This window comes from Massilimicrobiota sp. An80 (assembly GCF_002159255.1).
Taxonomy (GTDB): domain Bacteria; phylum Bacillota_I; class Bacilli_A; order Erysipelotrichales; family Coprobacillaceae; genus Allocoprobacillus; species Allocoprobacillus merdigallinarum.
This window is the reverse complement of the sequence record NZ_NFHI01000041.1, coordinates 1-24,774: the sequence shown is the minus strand read 5'-3', so window position 1 is coordinate 24,774 and position 24,774 is coordinate 1. Positions and strand designations below refer to the sequence as shown.

Below are 24,774 nucleotides of genomic sequence, written 5' to 3'. Positions count from 1 at the left end.
ATCTACAGAAATATTATCCGAACATAAAAAAATAATGTAAAGTAAATCAATAAGAAACGGTATAAAAACGTGCTTATTAGAACTTACTTTACATTATTTCTAACTTTACATAATTCCCAGCTCCAGTTGCTCCTATTATTAAAACATTTTCGTGTTTCTTTATATATTCATTTGTTGCCAGGCTTAATATCTGCTCTTTATCAAGATGTCTGTCTGCATAATATTTGATCTGCGTTATGGATGCTTTGGATTCCGCAAAATGTGCATTATTGATCAGTCTTTCTATCTTATGTATACGCTGACTGTCAACTTCGGCATCAACCAATAATTCCAGTCTTTGATCAAACGTCAATTGTCGTATATCTTCCATCTCTTCCTGTTCCAGATATGTTTTTGCCATGCCAGGCAGTCTTAAAGCGACTATTTTTTCATATGTATCTCTATTCATTTGTGTTTCCTCCATAATATGATGAACCTCTGACAAATGCAAAGTCATCATTGTTTTCATCTTCTTGGTTGACCTGTCTTGTATCTTGATTATATTGAATAATTAATTTAATATTTTTATAGCGGGGCAATGATAAATGCTTTAGCGCTTTTTCACATGCTTCTTCTAGCTGTCTGGGTGAATATGAGTCTGCCAACTTCAATATTGATCGACAGCCATTATAAGCCTGCTGCTCCGCTCTATAATAATTCAATAAACCATCAACGACCTTATAGGTATTGACCCCAATGGATTGAGCCCATCTTCTGAAGCGATCACCATCCCATTCACCAGCCTTTTGATGGTTAGGTGGCATATGATCCATGTTGGTTGAATATTGTCCTGGGTGACCATATAAACGTTTATGTGAACATATTCTATGATGCTTATAATAGACTTCCACTAGATTTCTGGTTAATCTAATATCAACCTTTTGCTTGATATATTCATATGGCACAGAATAGTACATTTTATCAATGGAAATGTGATAATGATATTGCACTGTTGCTTTTTTCCATGTGGCATATTCATAAGGCTCTTTTGGCAATGGTCTGAGGAATGGTTTTTCTTCATTTATGAATACTTCAGCTCTACTCCCCTGGCGCTTTTGAAAAGGTCTGTTATTGAAATCATCTAAGCATTTCTTGATTTTTTCATTTGCTTCGCTGATGGAATGAAATTCCTCCTTTCTGAGTCTTGCAATAATATGAGTCGTAATCTTTCCAACTGTTCCTTCTACACTTGGCTTGGATTTTGGGCTCTTGATAGGAGTAGGTACAATAGCGATATTGTAGTAATCTCCCATTTCCTGATATGCAGGATTTAATATGACATCTCCATGTTTAGGATGTTTGATGACTCCTGTTTTTAAATTATCAGGATAGATGATAGGTGTTGTCCCACCAAAGAAATTGAACATGTTGACATGTGCAGTTATCCAGTTTTCCTGCTTCATGTCACTCATCAGTTCAGCATATGAATACTGACTGTAGGGTAATGTACCAACAAATAGATATCCCTTTGTCACTTCACCTGTTAATTCATTGACAATAGGGATGGTTGTTCCACACCAGTCTTATGCAAAGAAAAAAGTTATGAGAAGTTTATATAAAATATATTCATATAATCAATGAATTTCTATTTTTTACTTCTCATAACTTTTAATTTATATGGAATTTTTTAACCATTCTAATAAATTTTCTTTTTCCTCTTCATCATAATCATCTTTTATTTCTATTCTAGCTGCATTTTCTAAGATTTGTGTTCTTTTTATTTCTGGATTTGCTTTACTATAAATTTCTGTAACAGTTACAGATGAATGACCTAATAGATCTCTTATATAAATTAAATTGACACCATTTTCTAATAAATGCATGGCTCTGCTATGTCTGATACAATGTGGTGAAATGGTACTTGGATATAATAATTTATTTTTCTCTTTAGCGATTTTAAAATGTTTTTGAAGAATGTAATTTACACCTTCTCTTGTTAATTTATTGCGTCTAGCGTTAAAGAATAAGAAATCTTCATCTGATACATTATATTTTTTTATATACTTATTCAATACTTTAATAACTGAATAATCAAGAGGAACTGATCTTATTTTTCTTCCTTTACCTTGAAGAACAACAGTGTATGGCTTTTCAAGATGTAGATCTCTTTTTCTCACATTGATTAACTCAGATACACGAGCACCACTTTCATATAAAAGCACTACAACGCATAAGTCTCGTAGATCTTTAAAATTATTTTTATTGAATCCGCTTATAAAATCAATATACGCATCTATAGAGAGATAGTTCATTGTTCTTGTGGTACATTTCTTTTTTTGAATATTCAAAATAGAAGAACATATTGCCAAGTACTCTGGATCTATATAACTGACATATCTAAAAAATGATTTTATTGCTGCCAATCTATTGTTTCGGGTTGAAATTGATACACCTTTAACTTCTTCAAGCCAGTTTAAAAATTCATTAATCATTTCGTAACTGAAATCATTGATCTTTATCTTATAAGCTTTTATGGATCTGTTTGATTCCATAAATTCAAGCAATAATACAAATGCATCCCTATATGTTTTTATTGTATTCTCACTTGCCTTCTTTTGGTTTACAAGATATTTAAGAAAATAATCACTTAATAATTTAGAAAAATTATTCATCTAAATCACCTAGTCCTTTTTCATATATATAATGTCCTTGATCAATGACTTCATCATAATGTTGTATTGTTAATCGTAAATAAATTTCTGTATTTGTAACACTTGTGTGTCCAAGATAAACGCTTAAATATGGTAATACACAATATGAATCTAGTCCATCTTTTATCATTTGGTCTAAGGAATTACAGGCGAATGTATGTCTAAAAGAGTGAATACAAGCACCTCTTGTATGTCCTTTTTGAGGAGTAGAAGAAATATTAGCTTTTCTTAATATTGTTTTCCTGAAAAATTCACCGATAGTATTATTTGCTTTTCTTCCACCATAGCGAGATTCAAAAAAATAGGCATCAGTTTTTTTATTGTTTTTAGCTTTGTATTCTTTCAGCCATTCAGCTAAAGAATCCTTAAATGGTACAAGACGACTAACATTGCCTTTTCCTGTGTGAACAGTGATTATATTATTATCTAAATCAACATCATCAATCTTAAGACTCAAGGCTTCGCCCAATCTTAATCCAGTAGTATAAAGCAATCGAAAAAATGTTTGATAGAATAATTTTAATTCTTTATGGTGTTTAAATTCTAGTTCATCAATTATCTTAAAAATTCTAATAATTTCATTATCAGAGAAAACATACGGAATATAATCTCTAGGATTTTTTACTTGATGTTCTTCTAGCACATAGATATTATCATATCCTTGATTTTTAAGAAATTTAGAAAACTGCCTGACCATACATTCATATTTAAATAAAGTGCTTTGTGATTTTCCATTTAATGATTCCATATAGGCTGTAACCATCTCTTCAGTAATCTTTATTTCTTTTAAATTTAATGAATCGAGATATCTATTATAGTCAAGCAATTCATATATATTCTTTTTATAAAGAGATTTATAATATCCTTGAGATTGCTTATATTCAATATAGTTTTCAAACTCATCTCTAAATATTCCGATAAAACAGATATTTGATTTATTCATAGATAGGTACCTCCAAACTCATACGTCTAAGCCCCTCAATATCCACAGAAATATATTTTTCAGTAGTATTGATATTTGTATGACCTAATATTTCTTTGATAACTGGTAATGGTGTATTATTTTTTAACATATTTGTCGCAAGACTATGTCGTAAAGAATGGGCACCTGCCTTTTTTTTGCTTATATCGACGTCGGCTTTTATGAACGCATTTCTAACGATACTGGTTAATATTTTTGCATCCTTAAAAGGAAGATTATTTACTGAATTGATAAATACATACTCACTTTTGATATTAGGACGATGATTTTTGAGATAATCTATCAATAAAAATTTTATTTGATTGGTAATGGGTATCTCAATTGCGACACCTGTCTTTCTTTGAATTTTACTGATTATATTTTTATCCCATTTGATTTCTGAAAATGTTAGAAAAACTATATCGCTAGCTCTTAATCCGGTATAGGCAGCAATAGTAACCATACATTTGTTTCTAATCCCGCATTTACAGGAAGTATCAATAGAATCTATCATTTTTCTGATTTGATCTTCAGAATAGTACGATAAAATATTATCTCTCTTATTAGTAACAATTATAGGATATAATTCATACCCATCAAATTTAGCTAATCCTTCCTCTTTCATATAGTTAAAAAATTCTCTTAAAACAAATTGTGCATGACTTTTAGTTTGAGATCTCCAAGATTTAGTGAGAAGAAAATCATATACCATCATTTTAGTAACATCATATAAGTCTTCAATATCAATAGATTCTAGATATTCAAATAAAAATCTTAAAATACGAACCTTTCTTATTATGGTAACTTGTTTGATCTCCGAACTTTGATAATCAATAAAAATATTAATGTACTTAGTTGAATCAATCATTTTTTATACCTCCTTAACTCTAAGTACATTAATTATAAAAGTTATGAGAAGTAAAAAATAGAAATTCATTGATTATATGAATATATTTTATATAAACTTCTCATAACTTTTTTCTTTGCATAAGATTGGAGTGGGCCTACCATGAGTATTTTAACTCCTGATGGAGAAAGAATTAAGGTTTATTTGTTTGTTGCGACCTTACCTTATAGTCAATATTCATTTGTTAAACCATGCTTAGACATGAAACAGGAAACTTGGTTAAAATGTCATATTGATATGCTTGAATTTTTTGGTGGTATTCCTATTAAAATTGTCTGTGACAATTTAAAAACAGGAGTTATAAAACACCCTAAAGAAGGTGAAATTGTTCTTAATGAAGCTTATGAATCACTTGCCCAACATTATATGGTAGCGATTATGCCTGCTCAAGTGAGAAAGCCAAAACAAATTATGTGGAATTTATGATTATGTGGAGTTTTTGATCAAAATAAGCCTTTTTAGCCCATTTTTTTATTATAAAACTCCACATAATATTTATATCTATTGTACTATTTCCTTGTGTAATGCAAGGAGGAATATAATATGTACACATTAAACAATTTGATTGATAAAGCTTGTAATGATTTATTATCCGCGGGTTTTTCTGAAAAAACCATCTTTGGTGCCTATTGGTATATATGGTACCGATTAGTAAAAAAACATGGCAAAGATGCAATATTTGAAGAAAGCATGTGTCATGAATACTGCAAAGATTATTTTGAAAAGGACATATTCAGTATGGACTTTAGTAATCTTATTCAAGTTCAGAAGAGATATCTCAAAGCTTTTAGTATTCTTATTCAATGCAGTAGAAATATGCCGCTTAAAAAATTAAACAGACACTATCATCGTGACTTTATTCTCGATGATAGGTCACAAAGATTACTGGATGAATATATCCAAAAGTGTATGGAAGATGGAAATAGTGAAACAACAATAAATAATAAAAAGATGCGAATTTGCAACTTTATGATTGACATTGATTTTAAAAATATCAGTAAAGATTCAGTTGTTTTATACTTAAAGAAACGTAAAGCCAAGCAAAACCTTACGACTTATGCGATAGATACCAGACTTATAAGACGCTTTCTTATTTTCTGTTATGAGAAAGAAGAACTAGACAAATCGATTCTTCTATCATGGCCAGACAAGATGCCTGACATAGTAAATAAAGAAATACCTTCCGCTTACTCAGTTGAAGAGATCTCAACACTACTGAAATCAGCGAAAGTATTTGAACGTGAAGATAATCATTTAAGAAATTATGCCATTCTTTCACTTATTACATATACAGGCATGCGTGCAAGTGATGTCACCAACCTAAGACCATGTGATATTGATTGGAGAAATAACGAGATTAGAATCATACAGCAAAAAACCAAGAAAGAAGTTGTTTATCCGTTACTTCCACAGATCGGCAATCCAATCATTAAATATATCCAAAACGAAAGACAAGATGGTGAATATCTTTTCTTAAAAGAAAATGGTCATAAATTAAATCAATCAATTGTAACGAGAATCATCAACAATTACTTTGCACAGTCTCCTATCAAAATCAATGGCCGTCACTTTGGTGCACATTCATTAAGACATTCAATAGCTACTATTATGGTAAATAACGGTATATCTTTATTTTCGGTTGCGAATACTTTAGGACATTCAAATATAGATTGTGTAAAAATATATGGCAAGGTAGATATCGCTCATTTAAGGAAATGTGTACTGGAGGCGCCTTATCATGCATGAGTTAATAAGTACATGGGGACCATATTTGAAAGATTTCTATGAATACAAAAGACTAAGTGGTTTTAAATACAATAGTGCGGAAAGTGTAATCTATCAATTTGATCGATACTATAAAAGTCTGGGTATCAATGAACTTAAATTTACTAGAGATATAGTTGAACTATTTCTTTATGTAGATGGGAATAAAAGAATAGCGACACGAAACTGGAAAGCCAGTGTCCTAAGACAATTTGGTGATTATCTTATCAAGCACGGAATCTTAGATCACATATACCTGATTCCCCCGATATCACTAAAAGGGGAAGCAGAATTCATCCCTTATATTTTCTCTAATGAAGAACTTAGCCAAATTATAAACTATTTGGACTCATATACGAAATCAGACATACCAGGAACATTTAATGCCAGATGTAATACGCTCAACTCTGTTTCGACTGTCATTAAGGTCTTGATGGCCACAGGTATGCGAATCAATGAAGTACTATCGCTTAGAAGAACGGATATCGATCTGGATAACCAATTGTTCATTGTGAAAGAATCCAAGAACAATAATGAAAGGCTTATTCCTTTCTCAAATACAATAAAGCAAGAAATAGTGAACTATATCCTGAAGATGCCATTTAACATAAATAAGTATGACAGACTTTTCCAAATAGAGGCAGGCAAGCAATTGAATGCAGATAGGTGCTGGATTTATTTTAACAAAGCAATAAAAGCAACAGACATCAAGAAAGATAAAGGACCACGTATTCATGATCTAAGACATACCTATGCCGTAATGGCTCTTACACAACTGCAAAAGCCAGAAAAGAATATCAATCTTTCTTTATCTTATCTATCGGATTACTTAGGCCACAAATCACTTAGGGAGACACAAAAGTATTTATGGATAACACCTGAATTATTTGATGAAGTCAAATATAAAATGAGTGATTATACATCATTTATCAAAGATATATACGATGGAGAAAAATACGATGACTAAAAACGACTTTACTAAGATCCTAGATACTTATTTTTCAAAACACCTATCACTTGAAAGAAAGTTCTCTGAAAATACATATGATGCATATCTGAATGTTTTAAAACAGTATATGTATTATTTGACTACTATTAAAAAAATCAAGCCAAAAAACATAAGTATCTTTTCGTTCAGCAAAGATAACATTCTGAGTTTTTTGTCATATGTCGAAGATAAAATGAACTGCAGCATAAGGACCAGGAATCATAAACTTGCGGTCATCAATTCATTCCTTGAATACGCCCAAAGCTATAATCCAGTCTATCTAGATGCCTATCTTCAATCAAAATCAATCAAGTTCAAAAAAGCCCCAAAAGAAAAGATGGACTATCTCACCAGGGAAGAACTCGAAGCATTTATGAGGCAGATAAATATCAAGACCAAAAGTGGTTATAAGCACTATATTCTTATAGCTTTAATGTATGAATCTGGAATGAGGGTAAGTGAACTGATTAATTTAAAAGTAGAAGATCTTTATTTTAATGGGAATTCACCATATATAAAGATATTAGGCAAAGGTAATAAGGAAAGAATCGTTTATTTAAATGAGAATATTGTCTCCATGGTCAATGAATACCAATCGAAATTCAATATTGAAAGAGGTCCTCTGTTTCTTAATAATTCAAAAAAGAAATTGACTCGATTTAGCATCAATAAGATTGTCAGGAAATATTATGATCTGGCAGTAAAAGAATGCCCAACTCTTAAAAAAAAGACAATCACACCGCATTCTTTTAGATATTCTAAGTCAGTACATCTGCTTATGAACAATACTGCTTTACCAATCATACAGCGATTTTTGGGACACTCAAGCATTCAAACCACAGAAGTCTATCTTGATATAACGAATGATGAGGTTAAGAGGACTGTTGCCTCGGTAGCTCCCCTTATTGATACTAAAGAAAATAATAATGCATTATGGCAAGGTGATGATAAACTTATCGAACTTCTTGAAAAACTGTCAAAGTAAATATTATGTGGAGTTTTATAATAAAAAAATGGGCTAAAAAGGCTTATTTTGATCAAAAACTCCACATAATCATAAATTCCACATAAAAACTAAAGGAAAAAGCTATACTATTATTGGAACACCAAAAACAGTACATTCTAAGCGTTTCATACCCATACATCCTCAGCTTTATCATTTTTTATTAGATAGACAACAACGTTCTGGGTATATATTAACTGGAACAAATAAATATTTAGATCCACGTAGTTATCAATATTATTTTAAAAAGACACTTGCATTTCTTAATATTCAAGATTATAAGTTTCATATTTTAAGACATACTTTTGCGACAAAATGCGTTCAATGTCAAATTGATGTGAAAAGTTTAAGTGAGATATTAGGACATTCGTCTGTAACAATTACTTTAAATACATATGTACATTCATCATTTGAAATGAAAAGAGTTGAAATGGTGAAGTATAAATTGTTTTAAAAATTGACAGATTCTTGAAAAGTTCACATGAATATGCTACCATGTGAAAGATGAAGAAAAGAGGGATAGAATGGCAAAACATACAAAGGAAAGTTTTATTTCTAAAATAACATCATGGAAAGTCATTTTAGGAATACAAGTTGTTGCTTCTTTATTATTGATTATACTTGTTTTTAAACTCAATGCTTTACCATTATTATATACAATGGTGTTGATAGGTATTGTTGTTTTATTGGCTTTAACATCATTTTTATTGATGAAGCCATCAAAGACTACTGGTAAAGGAAAAATTAGAAATATTATTGGAAAAGTTATTAGTTTATTATTATCAGTTTTCTTAATGATTGGATCTTTATATATCGCTCAAGGAAATTCAGTTATTGATGCTATTTCTGGAGCAAATACAAAAACAACGAGAATTTCTCTTGTAGTAATGAAAGATAGTAATTATAAAGAAGTTTCAGATTTGAAAAATCAAACAATTGAAGCAAATCTAGATGATGAAGATAATGCGAAATACATGAGTAAAGCTATTGAAGCATTAAATAAAGAAGAGTCAACAATTAAGGTTGAGAATGCATCAAGTTATGCACAAATGGCAGATGATCTTTATAATGAAAATACAGAAGCTATCTATATCAATGAGGCAAACTACGGTATGTTAGAAGAAGAACATGATACATTCTTAAATGATACAAGAGTTTTATGGTCATATGATATTGTTGAACAAACTGAAGATATTTCTAAGAATGTTAATGTTACAAAAGAAGCATTTACAATTTTCATTAGTGGTATTGATACAACAGGACCTGTTTCTACAGTTTCACGTAGTGATGTTAATATGCTTGTGACTGTCAATCCAACAACAAAGCAAATTTTAATGACAAGTATTCCTAGAGATTATTATGTTACTCTAGCAAATAGAGGAGAAAAGGATAAATTGACTCATGCTGGATTAGGTGGAGTAGAAAACTCTGTAGCAACAATTGAAGATTTTATGGATATTGATATTAACTATTATGCTAGAGTTAATTTTACATCTTTAATTGAGATGGTCGATGCTTTAGGTGGTATAACAGTATATTCTCCAGTTTCATTTACAACAATGCACGGTGGTTATCAGATTCATGAAGGAAATAATGAAATGGATGGAGATAAAGCATTAGGATTTGTAAGAGAACGTTATGGTTTATCTGGTGGAGATAACGATCGTGTTAAAAACCAGCAAAGAGTTTTAACGGGAATGTTAGAAAAAGCTATGTCACCTGCAATTTTAACAAATTATTCAAGTGTATTGAGTTCTATTGAAGGTTCATTTGAAACAAATATGTCATCTAGTGAAATTACAAGTTTAATCAAAATGCAGTTGAATGATATGTCTTCATGGGATATCTATCAAGTTCAGTTAAGTGGTAGTGGACAAATGATGACTGGTGGTTCATATATGCCAAATAATAGACTTTATTATATGGTTCCAGATGAAAGTAGTATTAATGAATGTTCATCATTGATTCAACAAATGGTTAATGGTGAAAAAATTAATGTTGAACAAAGTGAATAACGATTTAGGAATAGCAAATTAAGCTATTCCTTTTGTATATATTATGTGAAATTTGTATGATTTTGTTGTTATGTTATATGGAAATTGATATAATAATATTCAGGAAATAAAATAAAGGGAGTTGAATATAATGAATAATGTAACGCTTGTCGTTATGGCAGCAGGAATAGGAAGTCGATTTGGAGGAGGAATCAAGCAATTAGAACCAGTAGGACCTAATGGTGAAATCATTATGGATTATTCTATCTATGATGCCTTGGAAGCTGGTTTTAATAAAGTTGTCTTTGTTATTAGAAAAGATTTAGAAAAAGACTTTGATGAAATCATTGGACAGAGAATGAAAAAGAAAGTTCATGTTGAATATGCTTTCCAGGAAGTCGATAACATTCCTGAAGAATATAAGGATAAGTTTGCAGGACGTACAAAGCCTTGGGGTACAGGACAGGCTATTTTAGCATGTCAAGGATTAGTCAATGAACCATTTTTAGTGATCAATGCAGATGATTATTATGGAAAGGAAGCTTATAAAAAAGCATATCAATATTTAACACAAGAACATCCAAAGAATCCAATGCCAATATGCATGGTAGGTTTTATTTTAAAGAATACACTCAGTGATAATGGGGGAGTGACAAGAGGAATCTGCCAGATTGCAAATGATAAGCTAATAGATATTGTGGAAACACATAATATAGAAAAAATTGATGGAAAAGCAGTTGTAGAAGGAAAAGAGATAGATCTCAATTCAGCAGTATCTATGAATATGTGGGGATTATATCCAGAGTTCATAGAAATGCTAGAACAGGGATTCAATGATTTCTTAAAAGAAACACCATCCAATAACTTAAAAGCAGAATACTTGTTACCAACAATTATAGGAGATATGTTGCATAACAATGAAGCAGAAGTTACAGCATTAAAATCACATGATGAATGGTTTGGAGTGACATATAAAGAAGATAAAGATTATGTAAAAGAAAATATCCAGTTATTAGTTGAAAAGGGAATGTATCCACAAAAAATTTAATAGAATCAATATAAAAGCAAGTTAACAATGATAGTTATCTTGCTTTTATTTTTATATATAAATATGCTTTAAGCAAATATTATGGTACAATAAAATTATAAAGTGAAAATATTGAAGAAATAAAAAGAAAAACAATGAATAAAATGCGTATATATAAATAGGAGGAATTATTCTATGACAGATTTCAGAAATTTATTTGATATACGCATTAAAAATTATTTTCGTCATCACAATCATTTTGTTGATCTTTTATCAGTTATTCTTTTTAATGGTCGTCAAGATACACGTATTCGTTTGATTCAATACGTTCCAACCGTAAAATCAACAGTCCTACTGACAACCAATGAAACTATTGAGCGTACAAGAGATCATCTTACTCATGTCATGATTGATGGAAAGCATTGCTATGTTGGTGTTGAACATCAATCCTATAATGATCAGACGATGTTTCAGCGTATTATGGAATATGATTACCTTGATTATCTTCAGTAGTATCATGATTATCAAGATAGCCACGGCAAGAAAAAAATCAAGAAAATCATCAAAATTGTTATCTACTATGGTGAAGAAGATAAATGGAAAGGAGCCAGAAACTATGAAGACATGACAATGGATGCGCCTAGAAAATTTGAAAGATACTACAATGTACGTTTTATGCCATTGATTGAAATGGCCAAGCTGGATGAAAGTAAGTTTACTAACAAAGACAATTATAACCTTGTCAAAGGATTAAAGATGCTCTATGGAAAAATCGCTCCAGATAATGATTTTAAGGTCAGTCATGAGGTGGCATGTGTGCTAGGAGCTTTAACACATGATAAGGAGATTTACAATCATATCGAACAACAGAAAGGAGACGTAAATATGGGTCAATATGTATTAAATATTAGCAAGAAAGCTCGACTTGAAGGAAAAGAAGAAGGAAGAAAAGAAGGCTTGCATGAAGGAGTCATTAATACACTACTTCAACAACTTCAATCTAAATTTGGAAAACTATCACCAAAGACTATTTATCAGATTCAAACAAGTAATGATGAACAACTACATGCCTTAACGGTACATATTTTAAATATGAATAGTGAAGAAGATGTTTTGAAGATACTTAAAAATGACTAGACTTTATTTGCTCTGTCATGTTCTTAAAATAACAAAACCCAACTTTAGAATAGATATCAATAAAAGTGAAAATGTGATTATGACAATTTAAGCCAATGATATTTTATTTTTCTTAAACTACACATTTGTCGAGATTCGTAGTAAAATAAACATATAGATAGGAGGTTTTGTTATGAATAATTTTAGTGAAGATTTAAAAAAGGTTTTATTAGCAGGAATTGGTGCTGTTGCAGTGACTGCTGAAAAATCTAAAGAAGTTGTTGAAGACTTAGTGAAAAAAGGAGAATTAACTGTTGAACAAGGAAAGGTTTTGAATGAAGAATTAAAGCATAATGTTGCTGAAAAATTAAGAAAACCAGTCAGTGTAGAAACAGTAGAAAAAGATTTACAGAATATGGACGTAGAAGACTTGGAAACTTTAAAAGCAAAGATTGAAGAATTACAAAAAGCAAAGAATGAAACAAACGAATAATTTAAGTACAAAACGACGTCTTGCACAAATTCTGACAATACTGAGAAAACATCATTTAGCAAAGGGCATTGATCCCGTTAAATTTAGGATGATTTTAGAGGATCTAGGACCAACATTTGTAAAGATTGGTCAAATTATGGCTTCCAGACAAGATATGTTTTCTCAGCGTTATTGTCGAGAATTAGTTAAATTAAGAGATAATGTTGCACCTATGAGCATTGAAACAGTCAAGACTGTGATTGAAAATGAATATCAGGAAGATTTGAATGATGTGTTTTTAGATTTTGATATTGTGCCATTAGGAAGTGCTTCCATTGCGCAAGTACATAAGGCAACATTAAAAGATGGACGCCATATTGTTGCGAAGATTCAACGTCCTGGCATTTATGAAATGATGGAAAGAGATATTTCATTAATTCGTAAAGCTGTGAAAATCTTAAAATTAAATGATGTTTTAGGAAGTGTTGTTGATTTAAATATTGTATTAGATGAATTTTGGCATACAGCTAAAGAAGAAATGGATTTTTTAAATGAAGCACATTATGCAAAAAGGTTTTCTCATTTACATCATGATATTCAATACATTGATGCTCCAGAAATCATTGATGATTACAGTACAAGTAAAGTTCTGGTGATGGAATATATTGATGGTTATGAAATAGATGATCGTATCACCCTTAAAAATGCTGGCTATGATTTAAAAGAAATTGCAGCGAAATTAGCTGAAAATTATATTAAACAAATTGTAGATGATGGCTTTTTTCATGCTGATCCCCATCCTGGTAATTTAAGAATTCGAGATGGAAAGATTGTCTGGATTGATTTTGGAATGATGGGTATTTTAAATCGTGCTGATAAGGATTTAATGAGAGATGCTGTTTTGGCTATTGGACAAAATGATACCCAAAAACTGGTTGATGTGATTTTAACATTGGGAGAACATGATGATCGTATTGACTATGCTTTATTTTATGATAATATTGAAACTTTTATGAAGCATTATGTATCAATGGATTTAACAGATATCAATTTAGGTGATGTTGTGCAGGAAATCTTTGTGATCGCCCATAAGCATCGTATATCTATGCCTAAAGGTGTTAGTATGCTGGCAAGGGGATTGGTAACGATTGAAAGTACCGTTATGCTTATTGATCCCCATATTAGCATTTTAGAAATTGCGGCGAATCATGTGGCCAGTCATATATCAAAGAAATTGGATTATAAAAAAGAACTCACAAAATCAGCAAAAAAACTTTATAATTCTAGTCAGAATGTTTTAGATTTACCGGGTCAGATATCAGATATTATGCGTATGCTGATGAAAGGAAGACTCAAGGTGAATCTAGATATTATGGAATCCAGTGTACCTATGACAGCTATTAATCATATGGTTAATAAACTTGTTGTGGGAATTGTCAGTGCAGGTTTATTGATGGCAAGCAGTATGTTATGTACGACTCAAATGACACCTAAAGTATTTGGTATTCCAGCTCTTGGCTTCATTGGATATATGACTGCCGTTGGACTTGGTATCTGGCTATTATTGACAGTCTTAAAAGAAAGAAGACAGAAAAAATAACTGTATTCATTTATGTAAAAATGAATACAGTTTGTTTTTATCTTTGACAATAATTGTTTTATATTGAATAAAAATCATTTTTTCTTTCACAAATTCATTTAATACTTTGGTTACAGTGACACGTGATAAACCAAGTAATGAAGCAATTTCTTCATGAGAATATGTGATTTCATGATGATGATAGTGATCCATTTGATCTAATAAAAAAGCAGCGACTTTTTCATAACGATTATATGTATAGGATCTTTTGATCATGGCTGTCAGATAATCACATGTTTGAGATAAAGATTGTAAAATATTGATGAGTAAATCCTGTGATTGTTGAAGATAGGGATAGAGATGTTTAGGATAACAGGCAATGACTTCGACATCACTTATCGCTTGAATGGTTGTTGGACGTTTAGATTGACTGATAAAGGCAGATTCACCAAAAATATCTCCTGACTGTAAAATATCCATCGTGACTTCTTTTCCATTAGAATTCATAACATAGACTTTTACTTTGCCATTTAAAATCAAATATATTAAATCGGCATCATCTTCCTGCATATAAATGATATCTGAAGGCTGATAAACTTGTTTTTGACCAGCTTCTATAAAATATTGAAAATATTCTTTTTTTATTTTCATAGACTTCTCACCACTTTTCTTTTTAATTGTAACATAGATTACATTTTAAAGAAAGCAGATATGATAAAGTCTTGAGCGAGGTGAGGAATATGAAACAAAAAGTTTTGAATTTGATTTATATTATTGTTGGAAATATTTTAATTGCTTTAGCAGTCAATACATTAATTTTAGAAAATAATATTATTGTAGGGGGAACTTCTGGGATTGGAAATGTCTTAAATTATTATTTTCATATTCCCGTTTCATTAAGTGTTGGATGTTTAAATGTGTGTTTATTTTTAGTAGGGTTATTATTCATTGGAAAGAAATTTGCCATGACAACATTAATCTCTACATTTTTATTTCCAATTGTATTACAATTCTTTGAAACACATGCCATGTTTCATCATTATTTAAATGATCCATTATTAGCTGCTATTTTAGCTGCCTGCTGTGTAGGTGTAGGTATTGGTTTGATTTTAAGAGCAAATGCTTCTACTGGTGGAGTCGATATTTTAGCTATTTTATTAAATAAAAAATTGGGCTTCCCTGTACATATTGTCTTAAACTGCATTGATTTATCTATTTTGGTTTTACAGTTTACTTTTAATGATACAACACATGTGATTTATGGAATAATGATTGTTATGATTACAGCTGTTGTATTAAATAAAACATTAACACAAGGAACAAGTCTTGTACAATTAACAGTCATCAGTGATGAATATGAAACAATCAAAGAATCTATTTTGCATGAGTTTGATGCCGGTGTAACTCTTTTAGCAAGTGAAAAAGGTTATACAAAAGAAAATTCTAAACTTATTTTATCTGTTCTTCCATATCGTAAATTACCATCTATTAAAGCAAAAATTCATGAAATTGATCCCTATGCTTTTGTGATTGTCTCTCACGTAGAAGAAGTCGGTGGTAAAGGATTTACATTAGAAAAAAGAAATGCTTAAAGCTCAAATGAGCTTTTTTTGTTTATAGTGCATATTGTTTGCATAAGAAAAAGTTGTATGTTAAACTGCATATAGTTAGTTAAGGCTAACTATAATGAATCGTATAAAAAAGATAAAAATGTTTAAAATACAATAGGAGGTAGAAACGATGTCATTAATTGGAAAAGAAATTAAAGAATTTAAAGCACAAGCTTATCAAAATGGAGAATTTAAAGAAATAACAAAAGAAGATCTTTTAGGAAAATGGAATGTCTTTTTCTTCTATCCTGCAGACTTTACATTTGTATGTCCAACAGAATTAGAAGATTTAGCCAATCTATACGAATCATTCCAAAAAATCAATTGTGAAATTTATTCAGTATCATGTGATACACACTTTGTACATAAAGCTTGGCATGATACATCAAAGAGAATTCAAAAAATTCAATATCCTATGTTAGCTGATCCAACAGCCGCTTTAGCGAAAGATTTAGATGTTTATATTGAATCAGAAGGTGTCGCAGAAAGAGGAACATTTATTATAAATCCTGAAGGAAAAGTTGTAGCTTATGAAGTGATTGCTGGTAATGTAGGACGTAATGGAGATGAGTTATTAAGAAGAGTTCAGGCATCACAATTTGTTGCGGAACATGGTGATGAAGTTTGTCCAGCCAAATGGCAACCAGGTGAAGAAACATTGAAACCATCATTAGATTTAGTAGGAATATTATAATGTCTAAGATTTATGATGCGATTATTGTTGGTGGAGGCCCAGCTGGGCTCTCTGCTGCTATATATCTTGCTAGAGCAAAATATAGTGTCCTGGTTTTAGAAAAAGAAAAATTTGGTGGACAGATTACCATAACATCAGATATTGTGAATTATCCAGGCGTGCTGGAAGATTCTGGTGAAGGTCTTACAATCAAAATGAGAAAGCAGGCTGAAAACTTTGGCGCATCTTTTCAAAAGGCCCATGTCAAAAGTCTTCACTTACAACAACCTATCAAAAAGGTTGAAACTGATCAAGGGATTTTTGAATCTGTTGGTCTCGTATTAGCTCCAGGAGCACATCCTAGAAAGCTTGGTTTCCCTGGTGAAAAGGAATATCAGGGACGTGGAATTGCCTATTGTGCGACTTGTGATGGGGAATTTTTTGAAGGATGTCCAATCTTTGTTATTGGGGGAGGTTTTGCGGCCTGTGAAGAAGCTCTCTTTTTAACACAATATGCTTCAAAAGTAACAATGATTGTGAGAGAAGAAGATTTCACATGTGCCAAAACAATTGCTGATCAAGTGCGTGCTCATGATCAAATAGAAACGCTTTTTGAAACAGAAATTGTGGAAGTTGGTGGGCATGAAACAATGGAATATGCTGTTTTTAGAAATAATCGTGATCAGTCATTATGGCGTTATGATGCTTCAACACAAGGACGTTTTGGAATCTTTGTTTTTGCTGGATATGTTCCACAAAATGAATTATTTCAAGATCAGCTGGCATTAAATGCCCAAGGGTACTTAATCACTGATCGTCATCAAAAAACAAGTATGGATGGTGTTTATGGTGCGGGTGATATTTGTGAAAAAGATTTACGTCAGGTTGTGACTGCTGTCAGTGATGGCGCTATTGCTGCAACATCTTTAGAAAAATATATCACGACAACAAAAGACAAATATGATATCCAAACAATAGCTTATCAGAATCATTCTCAAAAAACAAAAAATTCAAAAGTGGATGATTCTTTCATGTTTATCAGTCAGGATATCAGAGAACAGTTACAACAGATTTTCAACAAATTCACAAAAGATGTTTATTTAATAGGTCAATTATCAACAGATCCTTTTTCATTAGAAATGAAAAACTTTATGGAAGAGTTGGCTTCATTAAGTCCACATATTCACAATGTTTATCAATCTGTTCAAGATCATCCTCAAATCATTTTATGTGATAGTCATCAAAATGATTTAGGTGTACATTATCATATGGTACCAGGTGGTCATGAGTTTAATTCGTTTATACTTGCTTTATACAATATCGCAAGTCAAGGACAGCCATTGGATCAACATGTCATAGAAAAAATTCAATCACTAAAATCACATCAGATTCAAGTCTTTGTCTCTTTATCTTGTACAATGTGTCCAGAAGTTGTTCAGGCAACACAACGTATAGCTTTGCTTCATCAGGATATCCAAACATCTATTTATGATTTATCACATTATCCTGAATATAAAGAACAATATCAAATAATGAGTGTACCATGTATTGTGATTGACCAACAACATGTCTTGTTTGGAAAAAAGACAATGGAAGAGATGATACAGGTATTAGAAAAGCTTCAGTCAAAATGAAGCTTTTTTGTTTGTTTACCCATACCATTTTGATAAAAAGACATAACTTATATTGAGGTGAATGAAATTGGATTTTAATGAAAATCAATATGACATGTATGATCCATACAACCAGCGTGTTATGATTCAGCCATGGTTCTGGTGGTGGTTTTTCCCACCACAATTTTTCCCACCAGGTCCTCCAAGACCTCCGCATCCTCCAGGACCACCTAGACCGCCAAGGCCACCAGGTCCTCCAAGACCTCCACAGCCACCAAGACCACCTGGACCACCAGGATCACCAAGGCCTCCTTATTCAAGAGAATATATGTAAAAAGGCACTATCAATTTGTGCCTTTTTGTGATTTTTGTTTTTTTCAAGTTTGACGTATTCAATACAAGCGACACCAATAGCCCCAGCTAAATCTAACATCAGATCTTTCATCGTATCATTGAGAGCTTCATGCCCCTGTAAAGGAATATCATCTTCGTCATACAGTGTAGAACGAGTTGTTTCCATATATTGCTGATTATTTGTTTTGAAAATATCATCAACAGTATATTCACCAATTTCCCATATGGCTCCAATGGCTAAAGCTACACATACAACAATCAGACTCATAAATAAAGGTGATACAGATAGAGGAATGCGATATTCCTGATCAAGATATTGAATGACTATAAAACCAACATAAGCAATGACAACACCTGAAAAAGTATGCAAAATAGAATCCCAATAAGGAATACGTCCATAAAAGTTTAAAACATCACCTAAAATAAAACCACTAAATGCAAAAGTGATTAAAATAAAATCTAATAAATGTGGGATTTCAAAATGATATATATCTTGAATAAACTTAGGAATACGTAAAACAAATAACATAGCCACTAATTGGACAATAGTGAAAATTAAACGTCCTTTATTATCACCAGTGCGTGTAAATAATAAAAACACAGCAATTCCTAACATCAAGACAACGCTCCAGAAAATCAATTTTCTTGCGATAATTAAATAATAAGGTTTTCTTTCTTTTAACTTTGTTTTCATAAATCCTCCCCCATATTGCCTATATCATATATGACAATTATGAACTTTCCATAAATTCCTGACATATTTGTTGCCATTCTATTAAAAGTTTATCTAAAGAATAGGCAGCATTAGCAGGAGAAGTTGAAGGTAAACATATATCTTTTTGATGTGTCAATTCATAACAATACTTCATATACAGTTGATGGGCTTTTTTTCCATTGGTATAAATATGTGTAATATGTGTATCTTTTAATAAACCCGCAATATCATTGATAATGACATTTTGAATTGAGCTGTCACTAGAACCATGAATATCACAGCTTTGAATCACATCCCATAATGCAATATGATTTTCAAGTAGGAAATTCTTTTTTTCTTCAATTGTTAATAATGGATCATGGTGATAAAGCGTAGCCAGAACTTTCCAGAAACGATTTTGTGGATGATGATAAAAAAACTGAGCTTCACGTGATTTGACAGAAGGAAATGAACCTAAAATAAGAATTTGTGAATCCTGATTATAAATAGGAGGAATGTTGTGTATTGCGAACATGTTTTCACCACCTTTTCATTTATTATAACAAATTTTATAAATTCATTTTACAAAAAAAGAAAAAAGGTATATGATAAGTATGTAGATGATGTCAATTCTATAACCGGTTTTCAAAACTGAATAACGTCTTTGGGGCAGGGTGTAATTCCCTACCGATGGTGATAGTCCATGACTCGCTGATAGCGACTGATCTGGTGAAATTCCAGAACCGACGGTATAGTCCGGATGAGAAAAGACAAATTCTATGCAACTTAGACATTTTTTTGTTTAAGTTATTTTTTTTAGAAAAAAGGAGATAGAAAAATGAAAACAAAAAAATTAAACGTCAAAAAAATAGCTTTGATTGGCATGTTGGGTGCATTGGGTGGTCTTTTAATGTTGATCAAAACACCACTTCCATTTATGCCACCATTTATGGATTTTGATCTGGCAGCATTACCAGAAATCATTGGTGGATTTGCCCTGGGACCAGTGGCAGCTGTTTTGATTGTCATTGTCAAACTGATTGTCAAATTAGCTATTTTAGGAACCAGTACAGCATTTGTAGGGGAGCTTTCTAACTTTATTGTAAGTGTTGCCTATGTATTACCAGCTGTATTGATTTATGATCATCATAAAGAAAAGAAATCCGCATTACAGGGTATGATTATTGGAACAATTGTGTGTACACTGGCAGCTGTGATTTCTAATGTTTATATGATTATCCCATTTTATGCGAATATGATGGCAGGGTGGTCAGTGGATACAATTGTAGACATGTGTCATGCTGTTTGTCCTTTGGTGAATGATATCTGGACTCTCGCATTGTTTGGCGTTGTCCCATTTAATTTAATTAAATGTGGTGTGACTTCAGTGATTACTTTTATTGTGTATAAGAAAATCAGTGTACCACTTAAAAAATTTGTGAAAGCTGGGATGTAGACAATGAAAGTCAAAAAAATAACAACTATTGGCATTCTTTGTGCATTAGCCATGATTGTAAACTTGTTTGCCTTTATGCCTCTTGTTCCTACTGTCACATGGCTGACTTATGATCCTAAAGATATTATAATTGTGATTGGTGGTTTTATATATGGTCCGATGACATCTTTGATTATGAGTGGCATCTGTTCAGTGCTGGAAATCATGATCAAAGGTGGAACAATCTTAGATGTTTTCATGAATATGATTTCAACCTGTTCATTTGCTTGTGTCGCAGCAGCAGTTTATAAACATAAACATACAAAACAGGGAGCCATGATTGGCTTGTTATTAGGGGTGGTTGTAACTGTTATAAATATGACGATCTGGAATTATATTGTCACACCAATTTATTATGGTATGCCTCGAGCAGCAGTTGTAGCATTGTTGTTACCTGGTATTATTCCATTTAATATATTAAAAGCTGGACTTAATGCCGGAATCACTTTATTTGTATATAAGAGTGTTGTAGCTATTTTACGTCATACTCATTTTATTGAAGCAAGTGGACAACCTACTTCCCAAACGAAGTCATTGGTCTGGGTTGGACTGTTTATTACAATATCTATAATCTGTATTATTTTAGCTATTCAAAATATTATTTAAGGAGTTGAAGGTATGAACTTTTTAGAAGCCAAGACTTATTTATTTGAAAAATTGGCACCATCAAAAATTATGGCACTGGCATCAAGTGTCAATGATTATGTTATGGTTAGAAATGTCAGTTGTTTAATTTATAATGATGCCATTTATTTTAAGACTGATAAAAATTTTAGAAAGACAAAGCAGTTATATAAAAATCCTCGTGTGGCTTTATGTTATAGTGGCATTCAAGTTGAGGGTAAAGCAGAGATTTTAGGATTAGTTATTGATGAACCAGGACGTCAATTTGAAAAATTATATCAGAAATATTTATGGGGAAGCTATAATGCTTATAGTCATAAAGAAGATGAAATTTTAGTAAGAGTTGAACCTGTTTTTGTAGAAATATGGGATACTGATGAAAAGAATCAGGCTTTTCAGACTTTTATTGATTTTGAAAAAGAAAGTGTAGAATATTGTCAGTATGATGACAAAAAATAAGAAAATAATGATTATTTCTCTTTTTTCATGAAAAATTCATAAGTATTTTCTATAATCATGGTGTACTTTTACTTTGTAATTGTATAAATAGTGTGTATAATGGTTATGTTAGAATTTAATGAAGAAAGAGGGATTTCATGAAAAAACTCATTAAGGTGTTACTTTCAAGAAGATTGTTATTGATTATTACACTCATTGCGGCAATTGTTTTTACTGCCGTTGCCTTTGAGTTAAGTATACTTCCATTAAAATATTTTATACCATTGATTGTGATTATTTTCTTGTTAGCTTTTTTATTTTATCGTCTAGCTAGAGATAAAAATGATCGTCATCCTATCAAGGTTGCGCTAATGAAATTATTGAATGTCTTACTTGCTATTGTCTTAATTATAGCATCTTTATCTTTGATGAAGGGTTCAAACTTTATTTCTTCTATTACGGGAGGAAATGAAGAAATCATTGAAATGAATGTGGTTGTCTTAAAAGATTCTGCCTATAACTCTATAGATGATTTAAAGGGACAGCCTTTTGGAGCGCATCAGGGCGATGCTGTGAATATCAATAAAACAGAAACAATGATTGAAGATGATATTGGTGAGATTGTTGTAACAAACTATAGTACAAACAATGAGCTTGTGGCAGCGTTATTGGATCATGAAATGAGTGCTATTATTGTTAAAGCGGTAGATTTAGAGTCTTTTGATTCTATTGAAGATAAGTTTAATGAAAAGATCAGAATTATTCAAAAATATGAAATCAAGTTACCAAAAGTAGCTGCAAATAGTGCTAAGGTGACTCAAGAACCATTTGTTGTCTTTATTAGTGGTAGAGATAAAGAAGGACCAATTAATACATTCTCATTATCTGATGTGAATATGATTGCGGCTATTCATCCTCAAACAAAACAAGTTCTATTAGTGAGTATTCCTAGAGATTATTATGTAGATATGAAAGGCATTGAGGGTGTAGAGGGTCAAGATAAGTTAACTCATAGTGCTAAAGGTGGAATTGATGCGACAATTCAGACTGTAGAAAATTTAGTTGGTGTAGATATGAACTATTATGCTAAGTTTAATTTTACATCATTTATGAATGTAATTGATGCTTTAGGTGGTATTGAAGTGACTGTGCCTAAATATGATGTGATTGGTAGAGATGATGGTGTCTTTACAACACGATTAGATAAATATACAATTAAACCTGGAAAACAGACTTTTGATGCAAAACATGCCTTATCATTTGTCCGTGAAAGATATGCCTTTGTTGATGGGGATGAAGTTCGTGGAAAGAATCAGATGTTAATGTTGAAAGCTATTATTAAAAAATGTTGTTCACCAAGTATTATTACGAACATGGATAGTGTTTTTGAATCTTTATCAGATAGTTTTGAAACCAATTTAAGTGCTGATGATATCAAATCATTAATTAATATGCAAATTAATGATATGGCTTCATGGGATGTTCAATCTTATCGTTTAACAGGAGATGCTTCACAGAGAGTTTTTGAACTTGCGACAGTCGGTGATGTGACATCTGTTAATGCAAATGGTGTTTATGTCACACAACCTGATGAACAATCTGTGGCTCAGGCAAGAGAATATATTCAACAAGTTATGAATGGTGAAATTGTGAAAGTGACTGAAGAATCATCTGACAGTGATTCTACACAGGACAATACAACTTCAACAGAAGAAAATACAACAATTGAGTAAATGAATTGCTTAATTGAAAAACATATGCTAATATAAAGAAAATACAATGAAAAGAAAGAGTAAATGGATTGTTGATGACGTAGAGAGTTCTTGGCTGGTGAAAAAGAAATCATGACACCATTGAATACATCTTGGAGTAGGTGGCTGAAATAAAAGTAGGTTTACACGGGAATGCCCGTTACAGCATCAGAGTATGAACCTGATAGACAGGCGTACTTGTTAAGGCTTATATAGTGATATATAAGTGAATTAAGGTGGTAACACGATGGTTCCTCTCGTCCTTATGGTGGGAGGGACTTTTTGATTATAAGGAGGTTAAGAATATGATTATTGTTTTAAAACCCAAAGTATCTAAACATGAAATTCAAGATTTGGTAGAGAAAGTAGAAAGCTATGGATTAACAGCTCATGTATCTCAAGGAACAGAAACAACAATTATTGGAATGATTGGAGATGTCACAAAGGTTGATCCGAAACAACTGGAAGTTTCACCTGTTGTCGATCACGTGATGCGTGTCAGTGAACCTTATAAACTGGCAAACCGTGCCTTTCATCCAGAAGATTCCATCATTGATGTTGCCGGTGTCAAGGTTGGTGGAGATCATTTAGCATTGATTGCAGGTCCATGTTCTGTTGAATCCAAGGAACAGGTTATCATGATTGCCAAAGCTGCTAAGGCAGCAGGAGCTAACATGTTAAGAGGTGGTGCATTCAAGCCAAGAACATCACCCTATGCTTTCCAGGGAATGGGAACAGCTGGATTGGATATCTTGATAGCTGCAAAAGAAGAAACAGGACTTCCAATCGTGTCAGAATTAATGAGTGCTGAGTATATAGAAGAATTCAATGAAAAGGTTGACTTGGTACAGATTGGCGCAAGAAATATGCAAAACTTTGATCTTTTAAAAGAAGTAGGAAAAAGATGTACAAAGCCAATCTTATTAAAACGTGGATTAAGTGCAACATATGAAGAATGGATCATGAGTGCAGAATATATCATGGCCAGTGGAAATCCCAATGTCATTCTATGTGAAAGAGG

The 24,774-nt window shown here is 31.8% G+C and carries 26 protein-coding genes, 1 pseudogene, 1 riboswitch and 1 other annotated feature; of the genes and pseudogenes, 19 read left to right on the top strand and 8 right to left on the bottom strand.

Annotated elements, in window-relative coordinates; translation table 11 throughout:
- Positions 1-88 precede the first annotated feature (88 nt).
- From B5G32_RS10610 to B5G32_RS10590, 5 genes are all read right to left on the bottom strand, one after another.
- Positions 89-448 (bottom strand): ATP-binding protein, encoded by a 360-nt coding sequence (locus tag B5G32_RS10610; RefSeq protein ID WP_158094013.1) that lies wholly within the window; start codon positions 446-448, stop codon positions 89-91.
- Positions 441-1,514 carry a Mu transposase domain-containing protein gene (locus tag B5G32_RS10605; protein WP_158094012.1) on the bottom strand — a complete coding sequence of 358 codons (1,074 nt, stop codon included), beginning with the start codon at positions 1,512-1,514 and terminating at the stop codon, positions 441-443. Before B5G32_RS10605 ends, B5G32_RS10610 begins: the two co-directional genes overlap by 8 nt.
- Before the next feature lie 138 nt (positions 1,515-1,652).
- Complete coding sequence (locus tag B5G32_RS10600) at positions 1,653-2,651, bottom strand: tyrosine-type recombinase/integrase (RefSeq protein ID WP_087936632.1); 999 nt, start codon at positions 2,649-2,651, stop codon at positions 1,653-1,655.
- On the bottom strand, positions 2,644-3,633 hold the full coding sequence (locus B5G32_RS10595) for a tyrosine-type recombinase/integrase (protein ID WP_087936631.1): 990 nt from the start codon (positions 3,631-3,633) through the stop codon (positions 2,644-2,646). Before B5G32_RS10595 ends, B5G32_RS10600 begins: the two co-directional genes overlap by 8 nt.
- Positions 3,626-4,519, bottom strand: coding sequence for a tyrosine-type recombinase/integrase (locus tag B5G32_RS10590; RefSeq protein ID WP_087936630.1), 894 nt, complete (start codon positions 4,517-4,519; stop codon positions 3,626-3,628). The genes B5G32_RS10595 and B5G32_RS10590 overlap by 8 nt, the downstream gene beginning before the upstream one ends.
- 123 nt (positions 4,520-4,642) lie before the next feature.
- Here B5G32_RS10590 and B5G32_RS10585 point away from each other — a divergent pair.
- The 11 genes and pseudogenes from B5G32_RS10585 to B5G32_RS10535 all read left to right on the top strand — a co-directional run.
- A pseudogene (locus tag B5G32_RS10585) lies at positions 4,643-4,963 on the top strand (IS21 family transposase); the annotation flags it as partial.
- A gap of 138 nt (positions 4,964-5,101) precedes the next feature.
- Positions 5,102-6,304, top strand: coding sequence for a tyrosine-type recombinase/integrase (locus tag B5G32_RS10580; RefSeq protein ID WP_087936628.1), 1,203 nt, complete (start codon positions 5,102-5,104; stop codon positions 6,302-6,304).
- On the top strand, positions 6,297-7,289 hold the full coding sequence (locus tag B5G32_RS10575; protein ID WP_087936627.1) for a tyrosine-type recombinase/integrase: 993 nt from the start codon (positions 6,297-6,299) through the stop codon (positions 7,287-7,289). Before B5G32_RS10580 ends, B5G32_RS10575 begins: the two co-directional genes overlap by 8 nt.
- Positions 7,282-8,295, top strand: coding sequence for a tyrosine-type recombinase/integrase (locus B5G32_RS10570; protein ID WP_158094011.1), 1,014 nt, complete (start codon positions 7,282-7,284; stop codon positions 8,293-8,295). The genes B5G32_RS10575 and B5G32_RS10570 overlap by 8 nt, the downstream gene beginning before the upstream one ends.
- Positions 8,296-8,377: 82 nt before the next feature.
- Positions 8,378-8,767 (top strand): tyrosine-type recombinase/integrase, encoded by a 390-nt coding sequence (locus B5G32_RS14395; protein WP_087936625.1) that lies wholly within the window; start codon positions 8,378-8,380, stop codon positions 8,765-8,767.
- A 70-nt stretch (positions 8,768-8,837) separates the two neighbouring features.
- Positions 8,838-10,328, top strand: a complete 1,491-nt coding sequence (locus tag B5G32_RS10560; protein WP_087936624.1) for an LCP family protein — start codon at positions 8,838-8,840, stop codon at positions 10,326-10,328.
- 130 nt (positions 10,329-10,458) lie between these two features.
- Positions 10,459-11,355: a nucleotidyltransferase family protein gene (locus tag B5G32_RS10555; protein ID WP_087936623.1), complete on the top strand. Its 897-nt coding sequence runs from the start codon at positions 10,459-10,461 to the stop codon at positions 11,353-11,355.
- A 174-nt stretch (positions 11,356-11,529) separates the two neighbouring features.
- Entirely contained in the window at positions 11,530-11,847 is a 318-nt protein-coding gene (locus tag B5G32_RS10550) for a hypothetical protein (RefSeq protein WP_087936622.1), read from the top strand.
- A gap of 117 nt (positions 11,848-11,964) precedes the next feature.
- Complete coding sequence (locus tag B5G32_RS14320; protein WP_143746627.1) at positions 11,965-12,471, top strand: DUF4351 domain-containing protein; 507 nt, start codon at positions 11,965-11,967, stop codon at positions 12,469-12,471.
- A gap of 172 nt (positions 12,472-12,643) precedes the next feature.
- Positions 12,644-12,943, top strand: coding sequence for a phasin family protein (locus B5G32_RS10540; protein WP_087243377.1), 300 nt, complete (start codon positions 12,644-12,646; stop codon positions 12,941-12,943).
- On the top strand, positions 12,927-14,522 hold the full coding sequence (locus B5G32_RS10535; protein WP_087936620.1) for an ABC1 kinase family protein: 1,596 nt from the start codon (positions 12,927-12,929) through the stop codon (positions 14,520-14,522). Before B5G32_RS10540 ends, B5G32_RS10535 begins: the two co-directional genes overlap by 17 nt.
- 6 nt (positions 14,523-14,528) lie before the next feature.
- On the opposite strand, the gene B5G32_RS10530 is transcribed toward B5G32_RS10535, so the two are convergent.
- Positions 14,529-15,152 (bottom strand): Crp/Fnr family transcriptional regulator, encoded by a 624-nt coding sequence (locus B5G32_RS10530; RefSeq protein WP_087936619.1) that lies wholly within the window; start codon positions 15,150-15,152, stop codon positions 14,529-14,531.
- An 89-nt stretch (positions 15,153-15,241) separates the two neighbouring features.
- Here B5G32_RS10530 and B5G32_RS10525 point away from each other — a divergent pair, with 89 nt between their 5' ends.
- From B5G32_RS10525 to B5G32_RS10515, 3 genes are all read left to right on the top strand, one after another.
- A complete protein-coding gene (locus tag B5G32_RS10525; RefSeq protein WP_087936618.1) occupies positions 15,242-16,093 on the top strand; it encodes a YitT family protein in 852 nt (283 codons plus the stop codon).
- A 148-nt stretch (positions 16,094-16,241) separates the two neighbouring features.
- On the top strand, positions 16,242-16,805 hold the full coding sequence (ahpC, locus tag B5G32_RS10520) for an alkyl hydroperoxide reductase subunit C (protein ID WP_087936617.1): 564 nt from the start codon (positions 16,242-16,244) through the stop codon (positions 16,803-16,805).
- Positions 16,805-18,418 (top strand): FAD-dependent oxidoreductase, encoded by a 1,614-nt coding sequence (locus B5G32_RS10515; RefSeq protein WP_087936616.1) that lies wholly within the window; start codon positions 16,805-16,807, stop codon positions 18,416-18,418. Before ahpC ends, B5G32_RS10515 begins: the two co-directional genes overlap by 1 nt.
- Before the next feature lie 295 nt (positions 18,419-18,713).
- Here B5G32_RS10515 and B5G32_RS10505 read toward each other — a convergent pair whose 3' ends face one another.
- Complete coding sequence (locus B5G32_RS10505) at positions 18,714-19,445, bottom strand: DUF2238 domain-containing protein (protein ID WP_087936614.1); 732 nt, start codon at positions 19,443-19,445, stop codon at positions 18,714-18,716.
- Between the two features lie 37 nt (positions 19,446-19,482).
- On the bottom strand, positions 19,483-19,980 hold the full coding sequence (locus tag B5G32_RS10500; RefSeq protein ID WP_087936613.1) for a DNA-deoxyinosine glycosylase: 498 nt from the start codon (positions 19,978-19,980) through the stop codon (positions 19,483-19,485).
- A gap of 121 nt (positions 19,981-20,101) precedes the next feature.
- Positions 20,102-20,221, top strand: a riboswitch (FMN riboswitch).
- Positions 20,222-20,283: 62 nt separating this feature from the next.
- Between B5G32_RS10500 and B5G32_RS10495 the strand changes: the two genes are divergently transcribed.
- The 5 genes from B5G32_RS10495 to B5G32_RS10475 form a co-directional block, all read left to right on the top strand.
- On the top strand, positions 20,284-20,901 hold the full coding sequence (locus B5G32_RS10495) for an ECF transporter S component (protein ID WP_087243368.1): 618 nt from the start codon (positions 20,284-20,286) through the stop codon (positions 20,899-20,901).
- A gap of 3 nt (positions 20,902-20,904) precedes the next feature.
- On the top strand, positions 20,905-21,546 hold the full coding sequence (locus B5G32_RS10490; RefSeq protein ID WP_087936612.1) for an ECF transporter S component: 642 nt from the start codon (positions 20,905-20,907) through the stop codon (positions 21,544-21,546).
- 12 nt (positions 21,547-21,558) lie between these two features.
- Positions 21,559-22,023 carry a pyridoxamine 5'-phosphate oxidase family protein gene (locus B5G32_RS10485; RefSeq protein WP_087243366.1) on the top strand — a complete coding sequence of 155 codons (465 nt, stop codon included), beginning with the start codon at positions 21,559-21,561 and terminating at the stop codon, positions 22,021-22,023.
- Positions 22,024-22,160: 137 nt separating this feature from the next.
- On the top strand, positions 22,161-23,735 hold the full coding sequence (locus B5G32_RS10480) for an LCP family protein (protein ID WP_239386237.1): 1,575 nt from the start codon (positions 22,161-22,163) through the stop codon (positions 23,733-23,735).
- Positions 23,736-23,772: 37 nt separating this feature from the next.
- Positions 23,773-24,021 (top strand) — a binding site (T-box leader).
- A 37-nt stretch (positions 24,022-24,058) separates the two neighbouring features.
- The coding region (locus B5G32_RS10475; RefSeq protein ID WP_087936611.1) for a 3-deoxy-7-phosphoheptulonate synthase at positions 24,059-24,774 on the top strand (716 nt) is incomplete at its 3' end.